Origin of the sequence: Prochlorococcus sp. RS04 (assembly GCF_001989455.1) — a bacterium.
GTDB lineage: Bacteria > Cyanobacteriota > Cyanobacteriia > PCC-6307 > Cyanobiaceae > Prochlorococcus_A.
On record NZ_CP018346.1, the window covers coordinates 848,244 to 868,484 of the forward strand.

16 protein-coding genes are annotated in these 20,241 nt (G+C 31.8%); 2 read left to right on the forward strand and 14 right to left on the reverse strand.

Going from position 1 to position 20,241, the window contains the following annotated elements:
• Nucleotide 1: 1 nt before the first annotated feature.
• Together BS621_RS04800 and acnB are read right to left on the reverse strand one after the other, a co-directional pair.
• Nucleotides 2–1,360, reverse strand: coding sequence for a ClC family H(+)/Cl(-) exchange transporter (locus tag BS621_RS04800; RefSeq protein WP_077142017.1), 1,359 nt, complete (start codon nucleotides 1,358–1,360; stop codon nucleotides 2–4).
• 9 nt (nucleotides 1,361–1,369) lie between these two features.
• Nucleotides 1,370–3,943 (reverse strand): bifunctional aconitate hydratase 2/2-methylisocitrate dehydratase, encoded by a 2,574-nt coding sequence (gene acnB / locus BS621_RS04805; RefSeq protein WP_077142018.1) that lies wholly within the window; start codon nucleotides 3,941–3,943, stop codon nucleotides 1,370–1,372.
• Nucleotides 3,944–4,040: 97 nt separating this feature from the next.
• On the opposite strand from acnB, the gene BS621_RS04810 reads away from it, so the two are divergent.
• On the forward strand, nucleotides 4,041–5,108 hold the full coding sequence (locus tag BS621_RS04810) for a 3-deoxy-7-phosphoheptulonate synthase (protein ID WP_077142019.1): 1,068 nt from the start codon (nucleotides 4,041–4,043) through the stop codon (nucleotides 5,106–5,108).
• On the opposite strand, the gene BS621_RS04815 is transcribed toward BS621_RS04810, so the two are convergent.
• From BS621_RS04815 to BS621_RS04830, 4 genes are all read right to left on the reverse strand, one after another.
• Nucleotides 5,101–5,742: a diacylglycerol/polyprenol kinase family protein gene (locus tag BS621_RS04815; RefSeq protein ID WP_077142020.1), complete on the reverse strand. Its 642-nt coding sequence runs from the start codon at nucleotides 5,740–5,742 to the stop codon at nucleotides 5,101–5,103. The genes BS621_RS04810 and BS621_RS04815 overlap by 8 nt on opposite strands.
• A 5-nt stretch (nucleotides 5,743–5,747) precedes the next feature.
• The gene (locus BS621_RS04820; RefSeq protein WP_032516192.1) at nucleotides 5,748–6,767 is read right to left on the reverse strand and encodes an RpoD/SigA family RNA polymerase sigma factor; all 1,020 of its coding nucleotides are present in this window, start codon (nucleotides 6,765–6,767) and stop codon (nucleotides 5,748–5,750) included.
• 208 nt (nucleotides 6,768–6,975) lie between these two features.
• Nucleotides 6,976–9,054 (reverse strand): polyphosphate kinase 1, encoded by a 2,079-nt coding sequence (gene ppk1 / locus BS621_RS04825; protein WP_077142021.1) that lies wholly within the window; start codon nucleotides 9,052–9,054, stop codon nucleotides 6,976–6,978.
• Nucleotides 9,051–10,322, reverse strand: a complete 1,272-nt coding sequence (locus BS621_RS04830; protein ID WP_077142670.1) for an MFS transporter — start codon at nucleotides 10,320–10,322, stop codon at nucleotides 9,051–9,053. Before BS621_RS04830 ends, ppk1 begins: the two co-directional genes overlap by 4 nt.
• A 57-nt stretch (nucleotides 10,323–10,379) precedes the next feature.
• On the opposite strand from BS621_RS04830, the gene cobA reads away from it, so the two are divergent.
• Nucleotides 10,380–11,183 (forward strand): uroporphyrinogen-III C-methyltransferase, encoded by an 804-nt coding sequence (gene cobA / locus BS621_RS04835; protein ID WP_077142671.1) that lies wholly within the window; start codon nucleotides 10,380–10,382, stop codon nucleotides 11,181–11,183.
• Here the strand turns inward: cobA and BS621_RS04840 are convergent.
• From BS621_RS04840 to speB, 8 genes are all read right to left on the reverse strand, one after another.
• The gene (locus tag BS621_RS04840; RefSeq protein WP_077142022.1) at nucleotides 11,156–11,983 is read right to left on the reverse strand and encodes an aminotransferase class IV; all 828 of its coding nucleotides are present in this window, start codon (nucleotides 11,981–11,983) and stop codon (nucleotides 11,156–11,158) included. The genes cobA and BS621_RS04840 overlap by 28 nt on opposite strands.
• A complete protein-coding gene (locus BS621_RS04845; protein WP_077142023.1) occupies nucleotides 11,980–13,284 on the reverse strand; it encodes an anthranilate synthase component I family protein in 1,305 nt (434 codons plus the stop codon). Before BS621_RS04845 ends, BS621_RS04840 begins: the two co-directional genes overlap by 4 nt.
• Nucleotides 13,281–13,955, reverse strand: a complete 675-nt coding sequence (queC, locus tag BS621_RS04850) for a 7-cyano-7-deazaguanine synthase QueC (RefSeq protein WP_077142024.1) — start codon at nucleotides 13,953–13,955, stop codon at nucleotides 13,281–13,283. Before queC ends, BS621_RS04845 begins: the two co-directional genes overlap by 4 nt.
• 6 nt (nucleotides 13,956–13,961) lie before the next feature.
• Nucleotides 13,962–14,633 carry a 7-carboxy-7-deazaguanine synthase QueE gene (locus tag BS621_RS04855; protein ID WP_077142672.1) on the reverse strand — a complete coding sequence of 224 codons (672 nt, stop codon included), beginning with the start codon at nucleotides 14,631–14,633 and terminating at the stop codon, nucleotides 13,962–13,964.
• A 24-nt stretch (nucleotides 14,634–14,657) separates the two neighbouring features.
• A complete protein-coding gene (locus tag BS621_RS04860; protein ID WP_077142025.1) occupies nucleotides 14,658–16,268 on the reverse strand; it encodes a CTP synthase in 1,611 nt (536 codons plus the stop codon).
• 75 nt (nucleotides 16,269–16,343) lie between these two features.
• Nucleotides 16,344–18,140 (reverse strand): aspartate--tRNA ligase, encoded by a 1,797-nt coding sequence (gene aspS / locus BS621_RS04865; RefSeq protein WP_077142026.1) that lies wholly within the window; start codon nucleotides 18,138–18,140, stop codon nucleotides 16,344–16,346.
• 55 nt (nucleotides 18,141–18,195) lie between these two features.
• Nucleotides 18,196–19,308 (reverse strand): glycine cleavage system aminomethyltransferase GcvT, encoded by a 1,113-nt coding sequence (gene gcvT, locus BS621_RS04870; RefSeq protein ID WP_077142027.1) that lies wholly within the window; start codon nucleotides 19,306–19,308, stop codon nucleotides 18,196–18,198.
• A 50-nt stretch (nucleotides 19,309–19,358) separates the two neighbouring features.
• Complete coding sequence (gene speB / locus BS621_RS04875; RefSeq protein WP_077142028.1) at nucleotides 19,359–20,240, reverse strand: agmatinase; 882 nt, start codon at nucleotides 20,238–20,240, stop codon at nucleotides 19,359–19,361.
• Between the last annotated feature and the right edge of the window lies 1 nt (nucleotide 20,241).

The window sequence follows — 20,241 nt, forward strand, 5'->3', positions numbered from 1 at the left end:
TTTAGTCTTCTAATTCTATTTGTATTTGTCTTTCATAAATTGATTCTTCATTAAAAACTCTTGCTATCAAGAAACTGGCAATGCAGCTGATTAACACAGGTTTCATTATTAATAAATTTTTTGTTAAAGCGAAAGCTAAAAACATTGCGGTAATTGGTGTTCGCGAACATCCTGCTACGAAAGCTCCCATTCCCGCAAAAATGTATGTACTTGGCGCATGTCCTGTCGCAATTTCCACCCAGCTCCCCATTATTAGTCCAATTGACCCACCTAAAGTAAGCATTGGATAGAACAAACCTCCAGGAGCTCCAGATGCTGCAGCTAAGCCTGTCGTGATAAATAATACTAAAACTGCTAATAAAGCAATTCCAATACTTGTATTTTGTTCAGCTATTATTTTCTGTAATTCATCTAAATTATGAAATGTACTGGGTAAACAAGAGTAGATGCTTCCTAAAATAAGTCCACAAATACTCATTTTTAAAATAAATTTATTTTTATACCACTTTTTGCCAAGATTTTGCATCAACAAAACATATCTGCTGTACAATTCTGCAAATATTCCAATAATTATTCCTAGTAAAACTAAGTAGATAAAATCTACAGGTAAGAAAAAAACTGATGGGTCATATTCTTTTTGAATCAAAAATCCGAGGTTAAAATCAAACCCTCCTGCTTTAGGATCTAAGCCTAAGGCTTGAATAATATCAGCAGATGAATCTGCAATGAAAGTTGTAATTACTACTAATAGCAAAATTACTGGTCTTGCAGAGTTTAATAACTCTTCTATTGCATAGATAAACCCTCCTAATGGAGCGCTAAATACTGCAGCTATTCCAGCACCACCCCCTGCTGCTACTATTACTCTTCTAAAAGCTGTGGGAGCTTTGAGCCACTTGGCCATTTGCCAAGCTACTGATCCTCCCATTTGAACGGATGGACCTTCTGGACCCAAAGGGAATCCACTACCAATCGCAATAATTCCTGATATTAGCTTTACTAAGCCTACTTTTAAATTCATTGGAACTTTTTTATGTCTTAAAAAACCCATGATTTGACTAACTCCTGAACCTTTTGCAGCAGGTGCTATATTTTTGATCAAATATCCTGCAATAGCTCCTCCTAGAGCTCCAAAAATAGGTAAGACCGCAATAGATGGGAATTGGTCTAATAATGCTAATCTCCAATTATTAATAAAATAGATTCCAGTTTTAAAAGATATGCTTGTAATTGAGGCTCCTAAACCTGTTAATAAGAGCGAAAATGCAACGACTAGAGATCTTTGTTTTAATAATTTTTTGATGCTACGAGATGAATTATTACTTGTTTTTTGAATATTATCTTTTATAAAGTTTGGCATAGTCCATGATTACTTTGTCAAGCTGAAATCGTTTATTTCATCAAATTGAAGATAGCGATAAAGTTCATCTGAATATGGATTAATTTTATTTTTAGTAATATCCTGATATTCCTCAACTTCAGGTATTTTGCCAAGCAGTGCGCAAACTGCTGCTAATTCAGCGCTGCCTAAAAAGACTTGTGCATTCTTGCCAAGTCTATTGTCAAAATTTCTTGTACTAGTAGAAAATACTACGGAACCTTCATCTACTCTGGCTTGATTTCCCATACATAAAGAACAGCCCGGTAACTCTAACCTTGCACCACAATCTTCAAAAATTTTATAGTAACCTTCAGCTTTTAGAGTTTCTTCATCCATCTTTGTTGGTGGACAAATCCATAATTTAGCTTTTAAATTTTGTACTCCTTCAAGAACTTTTGCAGCTGCTCTGTAATGACCAATATTTGTCATGCAAGAACCTATAAAAACCTCGTCAATATTTGTATTTGCAACATCAGTGATTTCTTTTACATTATCTGGATCATTAGGGCAAGCAACTATAGGTTGTGTTACTTTTGCTAAATCAATTTCAATGATTTCTTCATACTGAGCGTTTGAATCTGGTTGAATTAATGATGGTTTGTTTAACCAATTTTTCATATCATTTATTCTTCTTGAAATCGATTTTGAATCTTCATAATTACTCTCGATCATTTTTTCTAGTAGGCAAATATTACTTTTTAAATATTCTTGAACAGTTTCTTGGGATAAAAGTATTGTGCTACCTGCGCATGAGCGTTCTGCAGTAGCATCAGTAAGTTCAAAAGCCTGTTCAAGTTTTAGGTTTGGTAATCCTTCAATTTCCATAATTTTCCCGTTGAATATATTTTTCTTATTTGCTTTTTCAACAGTTAAGAGTCCTTTTTTAATTGCGAAGAGAGGGATTGCATTTACTAAATCTCTAAGAGTGATTCCTGGTAATAATTCTCCCTTAAATTTAATCAGCACAGATTCTGGCATATTTAATGGCATTGATCCTATTGCAGCGGCAAAGGCAACAATGCCCGAGCCTCCAGGAAATGAAATGCCAAGAGGAAATCTAGTATGACTATCTCCGCCAGTGCCAACAGTATCTGGGAGAAGCATTCTATTAAGCCAGCTATGAATTATGCCGTCTCCAGGCTTAAGAGCTACTCCACCTCTTTGAGATATAAAATCAGGTAATTCTTTATGGGTAACTAGATCTACTGGTTTAGGATACGCAGCTGTATGACAAAAACTTTGCATCACTAAATCTGCAGTAAATCCTAAACAAGCTAGTTCTTTTAGTTCATCTCTAGTCATTGGCCCAGTAGTATCTTGACTACCAACTGTGGTCATAATCGGTTCACAGGTCATTCCTGGCCTTACTCCCTCTAAACCGCATGCCTTGCCCACTATTTTTTGAGCTTGAGTAAAGCCGGCATTACTTTCTGTTGGATTTTGTGGTCTAGTAAATATTTCACTTGGTTGATAATCTAATTTGTTTCTAATTTTGTCCGTAAGAGATCTTCCAATCATAAGATTTATTCTTCCTCCAGCTTGAATTTCATCAGTAAGAGTTGATGGATACAACTCGAATTTGCTTATTAATTCTTCAGTATTTGAATCTTTTTCAATTTTTTTAATAATGCCTTTATAAGGATATATTTTAATAACATCTCCTGTTTTCATTTGAGATACATCAGCTTCTATAGGTAAAGCTCCTGAATCTTGTGCAGTATTGAAGAAAATTGGGGCTATTTTGCTGCCAATTATTATTCCACCTGTTTTTTTGTTGGGAACAAAAGCGATATCTTCTCCTATATGCCAAATGAGTGAATTAATAGCAGATTTTCTAGAACTCCCTGTTCCAACAACATCTCCAACATAAGCTATTGGTAAATTTTGTTTTTTTAAATTATCAAGAATCTTTAGTCCATCTGGTTTTTTAAATTCCAACATAGCTAATGCATGCATTGGAATATCCGGGCGTGTTGTTGCATGTACAGCTGGAGATAAGTCGTCTGTGTTTGTCTCACCGTCAACTTTAAATACTAAACAAGTAATCTCTTTCTCCAGAACTTTTTTATTTATGAACCATTCTGCATTTGCCCAACTATTTACAACTTCTTTTGCATAAATATTACTGTGAGATAATTCATGAATTTCATTAGCCGAATCGTAAACAAGAATAATATTTTTTAAAACTTCTGCCGCTTTTTTTGCGAGTAAACTATTTTCTCCTTTAAGGATTTCAACCAAAGAATTTACATTGTATCCGCCTATCATTGTTCCTAGTATTTCAATTGCTTTTTCGGGATTAATTGATTTGCAATATTTTTCGGAATTAACAATAGCCGTAAGCCAGCTTGCTTTTACGTAAGCAGCCTCATCAACTCCTGGGGGTACTCTATTTATTAGTAAATCAAGTAAATAAGATGAATCGTAAGTACTATCTTGTTCTAATAATTTTGTAATACAATTTGTTTGTTCAGCATTTAAAGGTAAAGGTGGTATACCTTTGGCAGCTCTTTCAGCTACATGATCTGCATAATCTTTTAGCAATGTTTCCAAATTCTTCATTAGTAAGGTTTAATGCCTAATCTATTGTTATTTTTAATATTGAAAAGGAGAGTATTCATAAATGCTTTTTTAAATATTCAAACTTCTTAATTAATCAATGACGACATCTTCAAATAATTCAGCTTTAGAAAAGACATCAGATTTACATGTTCTTGAAACACGTCCATTAATACCTCCAAGCAGATTACATAATGATATACCCTTAGATCACGACTCTGCTAATACAGTATCTAAAACAAGAAGATCGATACAAAATATTTTGCATCATAATGATCAGAAGCTTTTAGTCATTGTGGGTCCATGTTCAATTCATGATCTTGAGGCGGCAAAGGAATATTCAAAATATATTCAAAAATTCCGAGAAATGTATAACGATAAATTAGAAATAATTATGAGAGTATATTTTGAAAAACCAAGAACAACTATTGGTTGGAAGGGATTGATAAATGATCCTCATCTAGATGATTCTTATGATATTAATACTGGTTTAAGAAGGGCAAGAAGTTTGCTTGCATATTTAGCAACTCGAGGCATACCTTCTGCTACAGAATTACTAGATCCAATTGTTCCTCAATACATTGCCGATTTAATAAGTTGGACAGCCATAGGTGCGCGGACCACAGAAAGTCAAACTCATAGAGAAATGGCATCAGGATTATCAATGCCTATAGGCTTTAAAAATGGAACGGATGGTTCTTTTACTACTGCAATTAATGCAATGCAGTCAGCTTCAAAATCCCATCACTTCTTAGGTGTAAATGAAAATGGAATGGCTTCTATAGTTAATACTACAGGAAATCCAGATGGACATATAGTTTTAAGGGGCGGTTCAAAAGGCCCAAATTTTGAAAGTGATCATGTACAAAGAATTTCAGCGGAATTGAGGCAGTGTAATCTTCCCCATAAAGTGATGATTGATTGTAGTCATGGAAATTCCAATAAAGATTTCCGAAAACAGTCAGAAGTGCTAAAAAATGTAGCTTCTCAAATTAGTAATGGTGAAAAAAATATTTTAGGAGTTATGCTTGAAAGTCATTTGAAGGAAGGAAATCAAAAACTTTTAAAAAAAGAAGATCTCCAGTTTGGTAGAAGCATTACAGATGCATGTATAGATATAGAAATAACAAAGGAATTAATCGCTATTTTATACGATTCACTTAGCTAGTTATTAAAAAATTAAAAAATAATGCTGAAGAGATTGGAACTATGAAATTATCTATTCCTAGAATACTAAATTGTTCGAGCAAAGTCGCAATAAAAGCTATTGTAAAATAATTTAAATTTAGACTATTTTGTTGAGAATATCCTATTGAGCAAGTTACTATCAAACTTGTTAAAAACATTGTTATGGTTCCATATAAAGATTTTTTTTGTTCAAAAAAAATCCAACTCTTTGAGTTAAAGCTTTTTCCTATTAATCCAGCTAATCCATCACCAAAAGTCATTATGAAAAATCCACTAATTAGTGCATATGGATCTTTATCCCAGAAAAGATAAATCAAAATAAATAAACTTAGACAATAAAATAATGTCCCATAACTTTTTCTCTCAACATCCTCAATTGTTGGAAATAATTTATAGTTGTAATTGGTGAAAACCATTAATGCAACAATTCCCGTAAAAATTAGAGCAGAGTTTTGATTAATTTTTAAAAATTGAGCAATTGGTATTAAAGGACCTATTCCAATATGTATTATTTTTCTGACTATTTCTTTGTTATCTTCATTATATTTTTTAAAAACTATTGAAATTAAAAAAATTAAAAATAAATATAATAAAATTACAGTAAATTTTATCAATTTGGTTAAGCTGCTTTTTGATGAGTTGTCATTACTCGAAGCTTTAATATTGCTTTAGCTTCTAGTTGCCTTACCCTTTCTCGCGAAACATTAATTTGTCTTCCTATTTCTGCGAGTGTTAATGGTTCTTCACCATCTAGCCCAAATCTGAGCCTCATGATTTTTTGCTCTCTTTCATTTAATTGGGAAAGCCAAGTTCCTAAATGCTCTTTTTGAATAGTTCTATCCATACCTTCCATAGGCTCTTCACAGTTTGGATCAGGTATGAGTTCACCAAGTGTACTTCTGTCTTCTTCCCCTCTTGCATGTGCATCTAGGGAGGCGCAGGGAGCACTTTGAGAAATTAAATCTTCTAAATCTTTTTGATCAATTCCCATCTCAGTTGCCATTTCCAATCTTGTAGGTTGTCTGCCAAATTTGTGTGATAATTCTCTGGAGACTCTTCTCATTTTGGATAGTTTTTCACTTATGTGAATAGGCAAACGAATGGTTCTAGCACTGTTATCAATTGCCCTCGTCATTCCTTGTCTAATCCACCAATAAGCATAAGTTGAGAATTTATATCCCATAGCAGGATCAAATTTATCTACGGCTCTTTCAAGTCCAATAGCTCCTTCCTGGACAAGATCTAATAATTCAAGCCCTTGGTTTTGGTATTTTTTTGCAACTGAGACAACGAGCCTTAGATTAGCTGCCATCATTCTATCTCTTGCTCTTTTGCCAATCTTAATTTGATAAAGATTTCGTTGGGTTCTATCAGTTTCAGGAATTTGTAGCAACTTTTTCATGTTTTGAACATGATGAGCTAACTCTATTTCTTCTGCTGGAGTCAAAAGAGGTACTCTTCCAATGCTACTTAAGTAATAGCCAATAGAATCTGAAGCGAGTCTGCCAGATTTTTTTTGGCTTTGTTTTGCCGTAAGACTGGATTTCGATTTGCGAGATTTGCCCGCAGTGTTTGGTAATCTTGGCTCATCAAAATTATTATCTGAAGAGCTTTTCGCAGATTCCAGAGGGATCCCCATCACCCTGGCCTCCTAAATAATGGATTTTTTAAAAAGCTAGCACTGAAATTGAAATAAAAACTACTTTTACGTTGAAATTTTAAAGACAAAAAATTTTTTTTTAAAGCTTATTTCTTGAAATCCATTGATATGAAATGATTTTATAAAAAATAAAAAAAATTTAAAATATTAAGTATTTTTATAAATGTTGTAAAAATCAATATTAATTTTATTTTTCTATGAGGTCAATTTGCGAACGATTATGCGATGAATCTAATTCATATTTCGAATATGAACCATCATCTTTCATTATCCAAGAAAAGTAATTATCTTTAATGTAAGTTTGCAAAAGCGTGTATATTTTAGATTTCAATTCATAATCCTCTATAGGAGTAACAGCTTCTATTCTTCTATCAAGATTTCTTCTCATCCAATCTGCACTCCCTATAAAAACCTCATTATCCCCGTTATTACAAAACCAAAAAATTCTTGAGTGTTCTAGAAAATGGCCAATAATGCTTATAACTTTAATATTTTCACTTAAATTTTTTCTTTGGGGATATAGGCAACAAATACCTCTTATGATTAGGCTAATTTTTACACCCGAGTCTGAAGCTAAATAAAGCAGTTTAATTATTTCTGGGTCTACTAAAGAATTCATTTTTGCGATTATTTCGGCTTTTTTGCCTTCCTTTGCATTTTTAATTTCTCTCTTTATCAGAAATATAAATTTCTCTCGCATCGATGAGGGAGAAACTAATAACTTTTGATAACTTTTTTGTTTAGAGAAACCAGATAAGTAGTTAAATAACTCAAGTAAATCAGATGCAATATCAGGATCCGTTGAAAGTAATCCTAAATCTGTATAAAACTTTGAAGTATTAGAGTTATAATTTCCTGTTCCAATATGGAAATAATTCCTTAATCGTCCTTTCTCTTTTCTTACTGTTATGGCAATTTTTGTATGTGTTTTAAATCCGATGATTCCATATACAACATGAATGCCAGCTTGTTCAAGTTGTTTGGCCCATTGAATATTATTGTCTTCATCAAATCTTGCTTTTAGTTCAACAAGAGTCATTACTTCTTTACCATTCTCTGCAGCTCTCATTAAAGCTGCAATTATAGGGGAATCTTGGGAAACTCGATATAAAGTAATTTTTATAGCCATTACAAGTGGATCATCAGCTGCTCTGTTTATAAATTCTTCAACTGAAGTTTTAAATAGGTCATAGGGATGATGAAGCAGAATATTTTTTTTCCTAAGTATCTTGAAAATAGAATTAGGGTTTTTGTTTGAAGGCAAATCTAAATGTTTTAATTCTGGGTGAGTTTTTCCAATTAGTAGATTTTCTTTTAAATCATCTCTATCAATTTTTGTAAGCTGATTTAAATCGTCTAGGCCTAATAAACTTTTGCAAAAGTATATATATTCTTTCTGTATTTCGATACTTTCAATAAGTAACTTTAGAATATTTTCTGGCATATCTGACTCCACTTCTAATCTAACTACGTCTCCACCTAATCTTCTTTTTTGCAAACTTTGTTCAACAGCTAAAAGTAGATCATCAGCTTCAAGTTCTTTTAATTCTAAATCTGCATCTCTTGTCACTCTAAAAAAAGAGTAATTTATACATTCCATTCCGTTAAATAAAGTATTTATATTATTCCCAATTAAATCTTCAACACTTATGAAATAGTGAGAACTTTCATCACTAAGTTGAGTAATTTCATTGGGAATTCTTATAAATCGGGGTATATTTTTTGTTGGTATTTTTACTCTGACAAACTGATTTTTAGAATTCTCCTCATCCTTTATTAAAGCTGCTAAATTTAGACTTAAATTACTTATAAAAGGAAATGGATGTGCCGGATCAACAACTAATGGAGTTAATAAAGGGAAAATAGATGTTGTAAAGAGGTTATTACACCAATTTCTTTGATTATCACTTAGGTCCTTATATTTTTTTAAAATTACACCTTTTTCTTTTAATTCATTTTTTAATTCATTATTTACATAGTTTTCTTGGAGAATAGTTAACTTCTTTATTTCATTATTGATTTTTTTTAATTGCTCTTTAGGGGTAAGTCCGTCAATACTTTTTTTAGTAATTTCTGCTTCAACTTGAGCCTTTAATGAAGCTACTCTTACCATAAAAAATTCATCTAGGTTATTACTAAAAATTGAACAAAATTTTACTTTGTCTAAGATTTTGTACTCCTTTTCCATTCCAGTAAGGAGAACTCTTTTATTAAATTCAATCCAACTTAATTCTCTATTAATAAAAACATTAGCCTGGGGTTTCATTTCAATACTTTTGATTTTTGATTATTAAAAGAATTATTACTTTTACCCTCTGCAATAAGGTATATCATGAAAAGCAAGATAACGGAACCAGCTATAAAAGGAGATTTAGGACCAAAACTATCATAAACCCTTCCTGCCATTGCAATTCCTAGAACCCCCCCAAGACTCTGTAGACCCTGAAGATTACTTAAAATTGATCCTTGTTTATCAATGTCTAATTTCTTTGATATTAGTGCTCTTAAGGTGGGCGTAATTAATCCTGCCCCAACGGCTAAAAATGATACAGCTGAATAAATATTAATTGTCGCATTTTCTTTTGGAGCAGTTATTAAAAGAGCACATGCTACAAGAATGAAGCCTGATCCGATAAGTGTTAATCGCATTTCTCCAAATTGTTTTACAAGAGGCCCAATCAGTCCTCCCTGAACGACAATTGCAATTATTCCTACTACAACAAGAGTTCCACTTGATGCTTTTGTCGTCCAGTTTAAAGATTCTTGAAGGAAGAATATAAGTATATTGGTCAATCCAGTAAAAGCAATAAAGTAAATAAAAAAAGCTAATGATAATTTTTTAATCTTTTCTTCTTTGAAAACTGTAAATAGGTTTTTTAAAGGATTTTTTATAAAAGGTTTTGATTTATTTGAGTCACTATTAGGCTTGGTTTCCGGTAAGTAAAAAAATACAAGGAGGAAATTTATTATTGGAATGATTGAGGCTATCAAAACTGGAATAATAAAATTATTATTTGTATTTTTGGCAAAAATAACAACAAAAATATTACCTAAGAAAAAACTTAAACCAAAAGCTACACCAATAAGTCCAAATGTTTTTGCTCTTTTTTCAGGGCTTGAAATATCTGCAAGAATTGTTGTTGCAGTAGCTGCAGTTCCCCCACTTAAACCGTCAATTAGTCTTGCTAAAAATAATAAAAATAAAGGGATAGAGGCTATTGAATTTGACCAATTAAATAGAACCGTAAAAGATAATATTGATATTCCTATGACTGAACCAGTAATACAAAAAAGAGTGACAGGTCTTCTTCCATATCTATCGCTCATAAGTCCTATAAAAGGAGAAGCTGTAAATTGAGCTAATTGGTAAGTGCATGATAATAAACCATATGTACTTGCTTTAGAATCAAAAAGTAAAACAAAGGAGGGTAATATAGGTAGTAGTATGCTTTCACTTAAACGATCATTGAGAAGAGTAATAAAGGCACTAAGTAGAGTAAATTTTTTATTTGGTTTTAATAAACTTTCTTTCACAATATTTACCTTCATTACCATTAACTTCTACTACCATACTTGTTAATGGAGATTATTGTGCCCGGCATTGTTTATTTAGTTGGAGCAGGTCCTGGTGACCCTGAGCTTCTAACTCTAAAAGCTTTACGCCTAATAAAAAATTGTGATGCATTAGTACATGATGCTTTGATCCCGGATGAAATAACAAAAGAGGCAGGAAAACATACAGAAATTTTCCATGTAGGTAAAAGAGCTGGAAAGTGTTCTGTACCTCAGAATGAAACTAATGCTCTTATTTTGAAATTGGCAAAAGAAGGCAAAAATGTTGTACGGCTTAAAGGGGGAGACCCATTCGTTTTTTCTAGAGGTGGTGAAGAGGTATCGATTTTAGAAAAAAATGGAATTTCAGTTGAAATAGTTCCTGGTATTACTTCTGGAATAGCTGCCCCTACATATTTTGGTATTCCACTAACCCATAGAGATGCTGCGAGTTCCGTAACTTTCGTCACTGGACATGAGCGTGTAGATAAGGAAAAAAAGACAGTGAATTGGAGAGATTTAGCTAAAGCATCAGATAGCTTAGTAATTTTTATGGGTATAAAAAATATTGAATTTATTGTGGAAGAATTAATTCTAGGTGGTTTAGATAAGAGTACTAAATGCGCTGTTATTCAAGAAGCTACTTTAAAAAATCAAAAATGTTTGATAGAGAAATTAGATAATCTTCCAGATAAAATCAAAGATAAAGAATTTTTAGCTCCATCAATTATCATTATTGGAAAAATTGTTGAATTTAAGGTTAATAACAATATAACTAAAGTATCTGATGTCTATTTACCAGATATTAATAAAGTTCAACTATATAATAAATCCCAAAAGTAAATTGGATCGAATTTAGGTTTAAGCTTTAAATCATCAACTTGATAAATTTGTCTGCAAGATAAGCTATTAATTGCAACTACTATGTCATCATTTTGAAATTCTGGAGGAATAAATTCTTCTTTTACAATTTTCAATTTTAAAGCTTGAGAAACCATAATTCCCTCTAAACAGCCGCTCTCTTTTCTAGGAGTTATCCATTGATTATTTCTTTTAATTAGAAGATTAAATGTACTTCCACAACAAAGTTCACCTGAGGTATTCAAAAGGATAGAATCATCAAATGATTTTTCATTAGCTTCTGTCAAAACTTGTATTGCCTGATTATATGAAAATGTTTTGCATTTACTTATAAGACTGAATTCATTTATTTTTTCCTTTTGACTAATGCAAACGTTTATCGGATTAAAATTTGGTTTGATTCTATAAAACTCAAGCCATAAATTGTCCAAATTTTTTGTCTCTAAAGTGCTATCAATTCTTAGTGTTCGACCTTCATTAGTTCCTCGACTATAGTTTATTCTTACTGAAGCAAATTGATCATTTTTAAGCGATAACTTTTTAATTCCATCGTGAATAAGTTGTCTCAAAGTTAATTTATTTATTTTGAGGTTAATATTTAAAATCTTGCTACTTTTTTCTAATCTTTTCAGATGTTCATCAAAAAGAATAGGTTTGTTTTCTTTTATCAAGATGGTTTCAAATATACCATCAGCAAATTTTAATCCTCTATTATTAGCAGCAATAAATATTCTATCAATATCCAACCATTGATCCTTGTGCCAGCCTAATGTTTCAATCATTTTAGTGAATCAATTAATGGTAAAAGTTTCCACTTTAGTTCATCAGTTTCCTCCTCCGGGTCTGAGTCAATAACTATTCCGCAACCAGCATATATATTGATTTTTTTGTCTTTAATTAAAAATGATCTTATTAGTATATTGCTGTCAAACTCTCCATTCCAATCAAGCTTCAAAAATGAGCCACAGTATGGTCCGCGTTCACATTTTTCTAATTCAAAAAGTCTCTGGCATGATCTTAATTTAGGTGCTCCAGTTATAGAGCCCCCAGGCCAACAAGCTTTTAGTAAATCAATCCAGTTCGTGTCTTTTTTTAATTTGCCTCTGATTACTGAAGTTAGATGATGAACTTTTAAGAAACTTTCAAGTTTTAATATTTCTGGCACCATAATACTTCCTGTTTCGCAAACTTTACTTAAATCATTTCTTATTAGGTCAACAATCATAATATTTTCGGCTCTATCTTTCTCGTTAGTTATTAAATCGATAGCATTAAGTGCGTCTTGATTTAAATCTTTATCTCTGGATCTAGTTCCTTTGATAGGTCTTGATTCTACAAAATTTTTATTATCTATTTTTAAAAATCTTTCTGGCGAGGTAGATAATACAGCCTCTTTATAATTATTATTTATTATTATTCCTCCAAAGGGAGCTCTTAATTTTTTTCTTATTTTCAAATAAATATCCAGAGGATTATAGTTTTTGGAAGATTCAATTTCGCATTTAGTTGTTAGGTTTGCTTGAAATATATCTCCTAAGGAAATTAATTTTTTCAATTTTAAAATATTTTTCTGAAATTTTTCAGCCATTTCGTCCAAATTTATTTTTGAAAAATCAAAATTCAACTTTGTTTTAATAATATTTTCTTCTTCGATATTGTTGATTATGTTTTTATAATTCATCAGTTCAGATGAGTTTGTGCCTTCGATAATTATTTCTTTTTTTATTAGATTACATTTAATGATTGGATCATATGATGCAATCCATAAAGTTGCCATATTAGATTTTTTCCATGGGTTTTTTGGTTCTATGTAAACTCCAGCTTCATAACTTAACCATCCGATCCAAAATCCTTTTTCAATATTTCTTAAATTGTTAAATGGATTATTAGTTTTGTCTAAGTTATTGATATCTCTTGATTGGATTATTTTTTTAGGTTTAATTCCTATTATTGACCATTCCCCATTTTCTTTGCCATCGCTGTCTAGCCAAGCTAATCCTTTATCTCCAAATTTTTTTGTTAGATGATGCGTAATCAGTGCTGGATCTATCCATTTTTCTAGAATTATTTTTTTTATTTTCATTTTTTATTATTGTTATTAAGCCATTTTTCATAAGCAGCATTTCTAATTCTGCAGCTATCACACTTACCGCATGGTTTTGAATTACCCGAATAACAACTCCATGTTTTATCTAAAGGGACATGATTATCAAAAGCTAATTTAATAATTTCCTCTTTATTTAAATCTAATAGTGGTGTCCAAAGTTTTATTGGATTATTTTCTCTTCCTCTTTTATTGGCTAAATCTGCTAACTCTTGAAATTTTTTAATGTAGTCAGGTCTGCAATCTGGATAACCAGAATAATCTAGTGCATTAACTCCTAATCCTATAAAATCAGCATCTATTGCTTCGGCATAACTTAGGGCAACGGAAATAAATATAGTATTTCTCCCAGGAACATAAGTATTAGGAATTTTATTATTTTGTACTCCTTCTATTGGAATATTTTTTTGAGTATCAGTTAATGACGAGCCTCCCCATAAAGATAAGTCAAGCTTAATGATTTTAAATTCTTCGATATCAAAGTGTTTTGCAATTATTGATGCAGAATTTAATTCTTTTTTATGACGTTGACCGTAGTCAAATGAAAGACCAAAAATTTTAGCTTCGGATTTTTTGGCGATACCAGTAACTGTAGAAGAATCTAAACCTCCAGATAATAAAACTACTATCGATTTATTTTTAATAGTCATATGTTTTTAATTAATTTTTAAGTATTTGTGAGTTTGAAGGCTCAATTTCCAATCGGGGTTATTTTTTACGAAATCAATAGCAAGAGAAAAACCATTCGCATTGTTCCATGCTGGCTGTAAATAAAAAATTTTATCTTCTTTTTTTAAGCCATCTTCGCTTTTATAGAGTTGATATTGTTTTAAAGTTTCTTTTTTTATTTGAATAGCAAATTCAATATCTTCTATTTCATTTATGATTATTTTGATCTCATTACAGTGTTTTAAAAAATAATTTTTTGGAGGTGAGTGTCTTTTAGGAGATAAAGTAATCCAGTCATAGCTTCCTGATATCGAATTAACTCCACTTGTCTCAATATGAATCTTCATTGGCTTTTGTTCTTCTCCCATTGTCATTTTTTTTATAGCTTTGCAAAAATTATCCAAGTTATGTTGTAAAGGTTCTCCACCTGTAATGACGCAAAAAGATGCTCCTTTTTTTCTGGCAATTTTTATGCGATCTATTATTTTTTCAATTGATATAGAAGGGTGTTTTTTCTCGTCCCATGAATTCTTGGTATCGCACCACGAACATCCAACTTTGCATCCGGCTAATCTTACAAAAAAAGCACTTTTTCCAGCGTGATAACCTTCACCTTGTAATGAATGAAATTGTTCGACTAAGGGTAAAAAATTTGTCATTTTCATTCAAAAAAATAAAGAATATTAATTTGATTGAGTTAACTTATCTTGAGAGGCTTTTATTAATCCTTTAAATAAAGGATGAGGTTTGCCAGGTCTTGATAAAAACTCAGGATGATATTGACAGGCTAAGAAGTATGGATGATTTTCTAACTCAATTAACTCAACTAATCTGCCATCTGGTGATGTACCACTAATTTTGTATCCAGAATCTAAAAAACTTTGTTTGTAGTAATTATTAAATTCGTATCTATGCCGATGTCTCTCATAAATAACATCCTCATCATATAAGTTTTTCCCAGTTGTATTTTTTGTCAGTCTACATGGATAAACTCCAAGTCTCATTGTCCCACCTAAATCAACTACATCTTCCTGTTCTGGTAATAAATGTATCACTGGATTTGGAGTGTTTGGGTCTAGTTCTGAACTAGATGCATCTGGAAGATTAGCTACATTCCTGGCCCATTCTATAACTGCACATTGCATGCCAAGGCACAAACCTAAAAAGGGAATTTTATTTTCTCTTGCGAATTTTATAGCCGAAATTTTTCCATTTACTCCTCTATTGCCAAATCCCCCGGGTACGACAATTGCATCAACTTCATTTAAGTAAGTTTCTGCTGAATTTTTTTCTATCATTTCAGCACTTACCCAATGTAAATCTAATAAAGCCCTTTGTTCAATGCATGCATGTCTTAAAGCTTCAACAACGGATAAATATGCATCTCCAAGTTCAATATATTTGCCTACAAGTGCAACTTTTATTGGATCTCCAGGATTTCTTAGGTTGTGTATTAGTTGCTCCCAATTTTTCAAATCACATTTTTTATCTTCAAGGTCTAAATACTTCAAGGTTTCTTTGCATAAACCTTCTTTTTTTAAAGAAAGAGGTACAGAATATATACTGTCTGCGTCTAAAGCTTCAATTACAGAGTTGATATTGACACCGCAAAAACCACTAAGCTTTTTTTTAAGAGCTTCATTGATAGATTTATCACTTCGGCATACAAGTAAATCTGGCTGAATTCCAATTGATCTTAATTCTTTCACTGAATGTTGTGTTGGTTTAGTTTTTATTTCCCCAGAGGTTTTGATGTAAGGAAGTAATGTTACGTGTATGTATGCAACATCGTTCCTATTGACATCATTTTTGAATTCTCTTATTGCCTCTAAAAAAGGTAGAGATTCAATATCACCAACTGTTCCACCAATTTCAGTAATAATAATATCTGCATTGCTGTTAGCGGCTACTCTATGAATCCTTTCTCTAATTTCTCCCGTTATGTGAGGTATAACTTGCACAGTTCCACCGTTATAATTACCTCTTCTTTCTTTATTAATAACTGCTTGATAAATAGATCCCGTAGTCACACTATTTAACCTAGTCATTGCAGTATCAGTAAATCTCTCATAGTGACCTAAATCTAGATCGGTTTCAGCCCCATCTTCGGTTACAAATACTTCTCCATGTTGAAAAGGGCTCATTGTTCCTGGATCAACATTTAGATATGGATCTAGTTTTAATATTGAAACACTATATCCCCTAGATTTTAATAATCTTCCTAAGCTTGCAGCTACAATCCCTTTACCAATGCTAGAAACTACTCCTCCGGTGACAAATACAAATTTTGACATTAAATATTTTTAATTAAGCACAGCCTCCTTATATTTTATTTAAACAAAAAACTTTTAGAACATCCATATATATTCTTATTCATCAATTGTTATTTCAATATCTAATTCTTTTAATTGTGATTCAGAGACATTGGAAGGTGCATTTGTGAGAAGACATTTTGCTTGTTGATTTTTTGGAAACGCAATGGTTTCTCTGATTGAATCTGCACCAATGATCAGCATGGTAATACGATCCAATCCAAACGCTATTCCACCATGAGGAGGAGCCCCCATTTCTAAGGCTTCTATTAAAAATCCAAATTTTTCATCAATCTCTTTATCAGTAAGTCCTACCGTTTTTAGAACCTGTCTTTGTAAGTTCGCCTCATGAATACGTAAAGAGCCACCTCCTAACTCCAATCCATTAAGAACTAAGTCATAAGCATTTGCTGTAGAGCTCTCAATTTCTTTTTTCAAGTTTTCAGAATCTTTAGATTTTATATTTTTTGGAGAACAAAAAGGATGATGTAAAGCTTCATATCTATTTTCATCTTCATTTCTCTCAAACATAGGGAAGTCAGTTACCCATAAGAAATTCCATTTGCTTTTATCTATGAGATTTAATTCTTTTGCGATATATTGTCTAACCCTATCTAATGACTGATTGACAATTTGTTTATCTCCAGCTCCTAAGAGGATTAAGTCTCCATCTTTTGCTTCTGTGATTTTTAAAATATCAGCTATATGCTCTTCACTTAAATTATTTTTAATTGCCCCAATAGTCTCAAGCTCATCTCCTTTGACCCTTATAAAGGCTAAACCACCAGCTCCTGCGTCTTGAGCTACTTTGAAGATGTCACCTCCCGGTTTAATTCTTACGTTGCTAATACTTGAATTGCCTCCTTTGACTGTTATGGATTTTATATACCCTCCAGACTTAATTGCCTTGGTGAAAATATTAAATCCAATATTACCTAATACTCCTCCTAAATCTTTCAATAACATTTGATATCTAGTATCTGGTCTATCAGTACCGTAATTATCCATTGCTTCCTGCCATGTCATTCTTGGAAAAGCATTATTAAAATTAATATTTAACACTTCTTTCCATATTTTTTTTATGAGACTTTCATTAAAAGAAATTATTTCTTCTTCACTAATAAAGCTCATCTCAATATCTAATTGAGTAAACTCTGGCTGTCTATCTGCCCTTAAGTCTTCATCACGGAAACATTTTGCGATTTGATAATACTTATCTAAGCCCCCAACCATTAAAAGTTGTTTAAAGAGTTGTGGGGATTGAGGTAAAGCAAAAAATTCTCCATTTGAAAGACGTGCAGGAACAAGAAAATCGCGAGCCCCTTCAGGAGTTGACTTTGTAAGTAATGGGGTCTCTACTTCTGTAAATCCAAAATTATCAAGAAATTCTCTAGCAACTTTAATAATCTTATGTCTTGTTTTTAAATTTTTTAGTAATTTTCCCCTTCTTAAATCAAGGTATCTATATTTTAATCTGAGTTCCTCTTTTGTATTTTCATAATCATGTATAGATACTGGAAAAGGTAAGTTGTTTTTAATTTGGTTGAGAATTTGCAAATCTTTAACCTTAAGCTCTAACTCTCCAGTACTTAAATTTGTATTTATGGAATCTTTGGGCCTTTCATTAATAATTCCGCTGACCATTATTACTGTTTCATTTCTTAGAGTTTCTGCCTGTTTAAATAGATCTGCACCATCATCGGGGTTAATTGTTATTTGTAGGAATCCACTATGGTCTCTTAAATCAATAAAAATTACACCACCATGATCTCTTCTTCTATCTACCCATCCGCATAAATTAACTAATTTACCAATATCTGTATTATTGAGTTCTTCACAAATTTTGTTTCTCATCTAAGTATGGTTTATTTATCAATAACTTATAATAATTCTTTAAGGGTAAATTTAGTTAATAATTCTTTTTATAAAACGCTCTTTTTGTTATAACCCCGTTGAATTTTTTGCCTCTTATTAATATTTCAACTTCATTATTTATTAAGGCATGCGAAGTATTGATGTATGCAAAAGCAATAGCTTGTTGTTTAGTTGGAGACCAACTGCCGCTAGTGATAGTTCCAATATTCTCATCACCTTTAAGCACTGCGCACCCTTTTCTTCCTATTGCTTTACCTTTTATAGAGAGACCAACTAACTTTTTTTGAATGCCTAATCTTGACTGCTCTTCAAGAACTCTTCTGCCAATGAATTCGTGATTATTTTCTAGATGTACTAGCCATCCTAACCCTGCTTCATATGGAGAAGTTTCTTCATTTATGTCTTGGCCATAAAGATGCATGCCTGCTTCAAGTCTGAGAGTGTCTCTAGCTCCTAAACCACAAGGTGAAACATTTTTGGAAATTGAGAAATCCCATAAATTAATTGCTGCTTTTTTAGATAAAAGTATTTCTAGACCATTTTCTCCTGTATATCCTGTCTTGGAAACAAAGATTTTTTCTTTAGGCGAAATATGTTCAAAAATTTTATATTCGCATCCAAAGTTAGGGATATGTGATATCGAAGATTCAATCCATTCTTCAAATAAATCAAAAGAGTTTTTTCCCTGTAGTGCTAAAAGTACTTTGTCTTTTTTAAAGTTTGTTATCAAAATTTCAGACATATTTAAATTATTTGTTATCCACAGAAAATCTTCTTCATATCTGCTTGCATTAACTATTAACAATAATTCTGATATGTCATTTTCTTGTATACCGAGGTCATAAATTATTAAGTCATCTATTATTCCTCCTTTATCATTGAGCATTACTGTATAAAGCCCCTGACCTTCAGAAAAGGAGTATAAATTAGTAGGAAAAAGTTTTTGAATATAATCCTTTGGATTGATTCCCTTGATAGAAATCACACCCATGTGAGAAATATCAAATATTCCTGCTGAATATCTAACTGATTCATGCTCTTTAATTAATCCTGAAAATGATATGGGCATTTCCCAACCTGCAAAATCCACTAATTTTGCATTGGATTCAACATATTTTGAATAAAGAGGACTTTTTAGCAAATCCATGAAATATTTAGTTTCTATTTAGTATTTCTACACTTTAGTTTAGAAATTTTTTATTGCATATTTTCTAATGACAAAATTAAGCTTCTAAGTACTTTGGCTGCAACTATGCTACTTACTCCGCTTCTATCAATTTCTGGAGATAATTCCACAATATCTGATCCCACGATTCTAAGGTCTTTTAAAGTTTTAAGTATCTCTTCAAAATCATTCCAAAAAAATCCTCCCGGTTCTGGAGTGCCCGTCCCTGCTACTAAACTGGGATCAAACCAATCTAAATCTATTGTTAAATAGATTGGAGACTTAGCGTATGGAAGAAGAGCTTCTTTTAACTCATATGCATTTTCGCCTGGACAAAAGTTAACTAATTGGTTGTTATTATGCATAATTTCAAATTCATCCTTAGTCCCACTTCTAATTCCTACTTGCAAAATTTTCTTTTCAGGTAGCACTTCTAAGCATCTTTTCATAGTACAAGCATGACTATGTTCATTTCCTATATATGATTCTCTTAAATCTGCATGAGCATCAAGTTGAACTAATATCAAATCTGGATATTTTTTTACTAATGCTTCAATTGCACCTCTTGTAATAGAGTGTTCGCCGCCAAGCATAATAGGACTAAGGCGTTTACTAATTAAATAATTTGTTGCTGATTTAACCGATTCAATAACGGACTTTGAGTCATTTTTATCAATTAGTATTGATCCAAAATCAACATACATAATATCCTCTAAATCTTTTTTTATTTTTGGACAATATGTTTCTAAACAATTACTGACTTGTCTAATTGCTTCTGGACCAAATCTCGCTCCTGGTTTAAACGAACATGTCCCGTCATAATTAACTCCAAATATACCAATTGAGCAATTCTCAGGACTTCTTTTTGCTCCCATATAAATTGCATTTTCGTTATCAAATAAATTTTTTGTCATC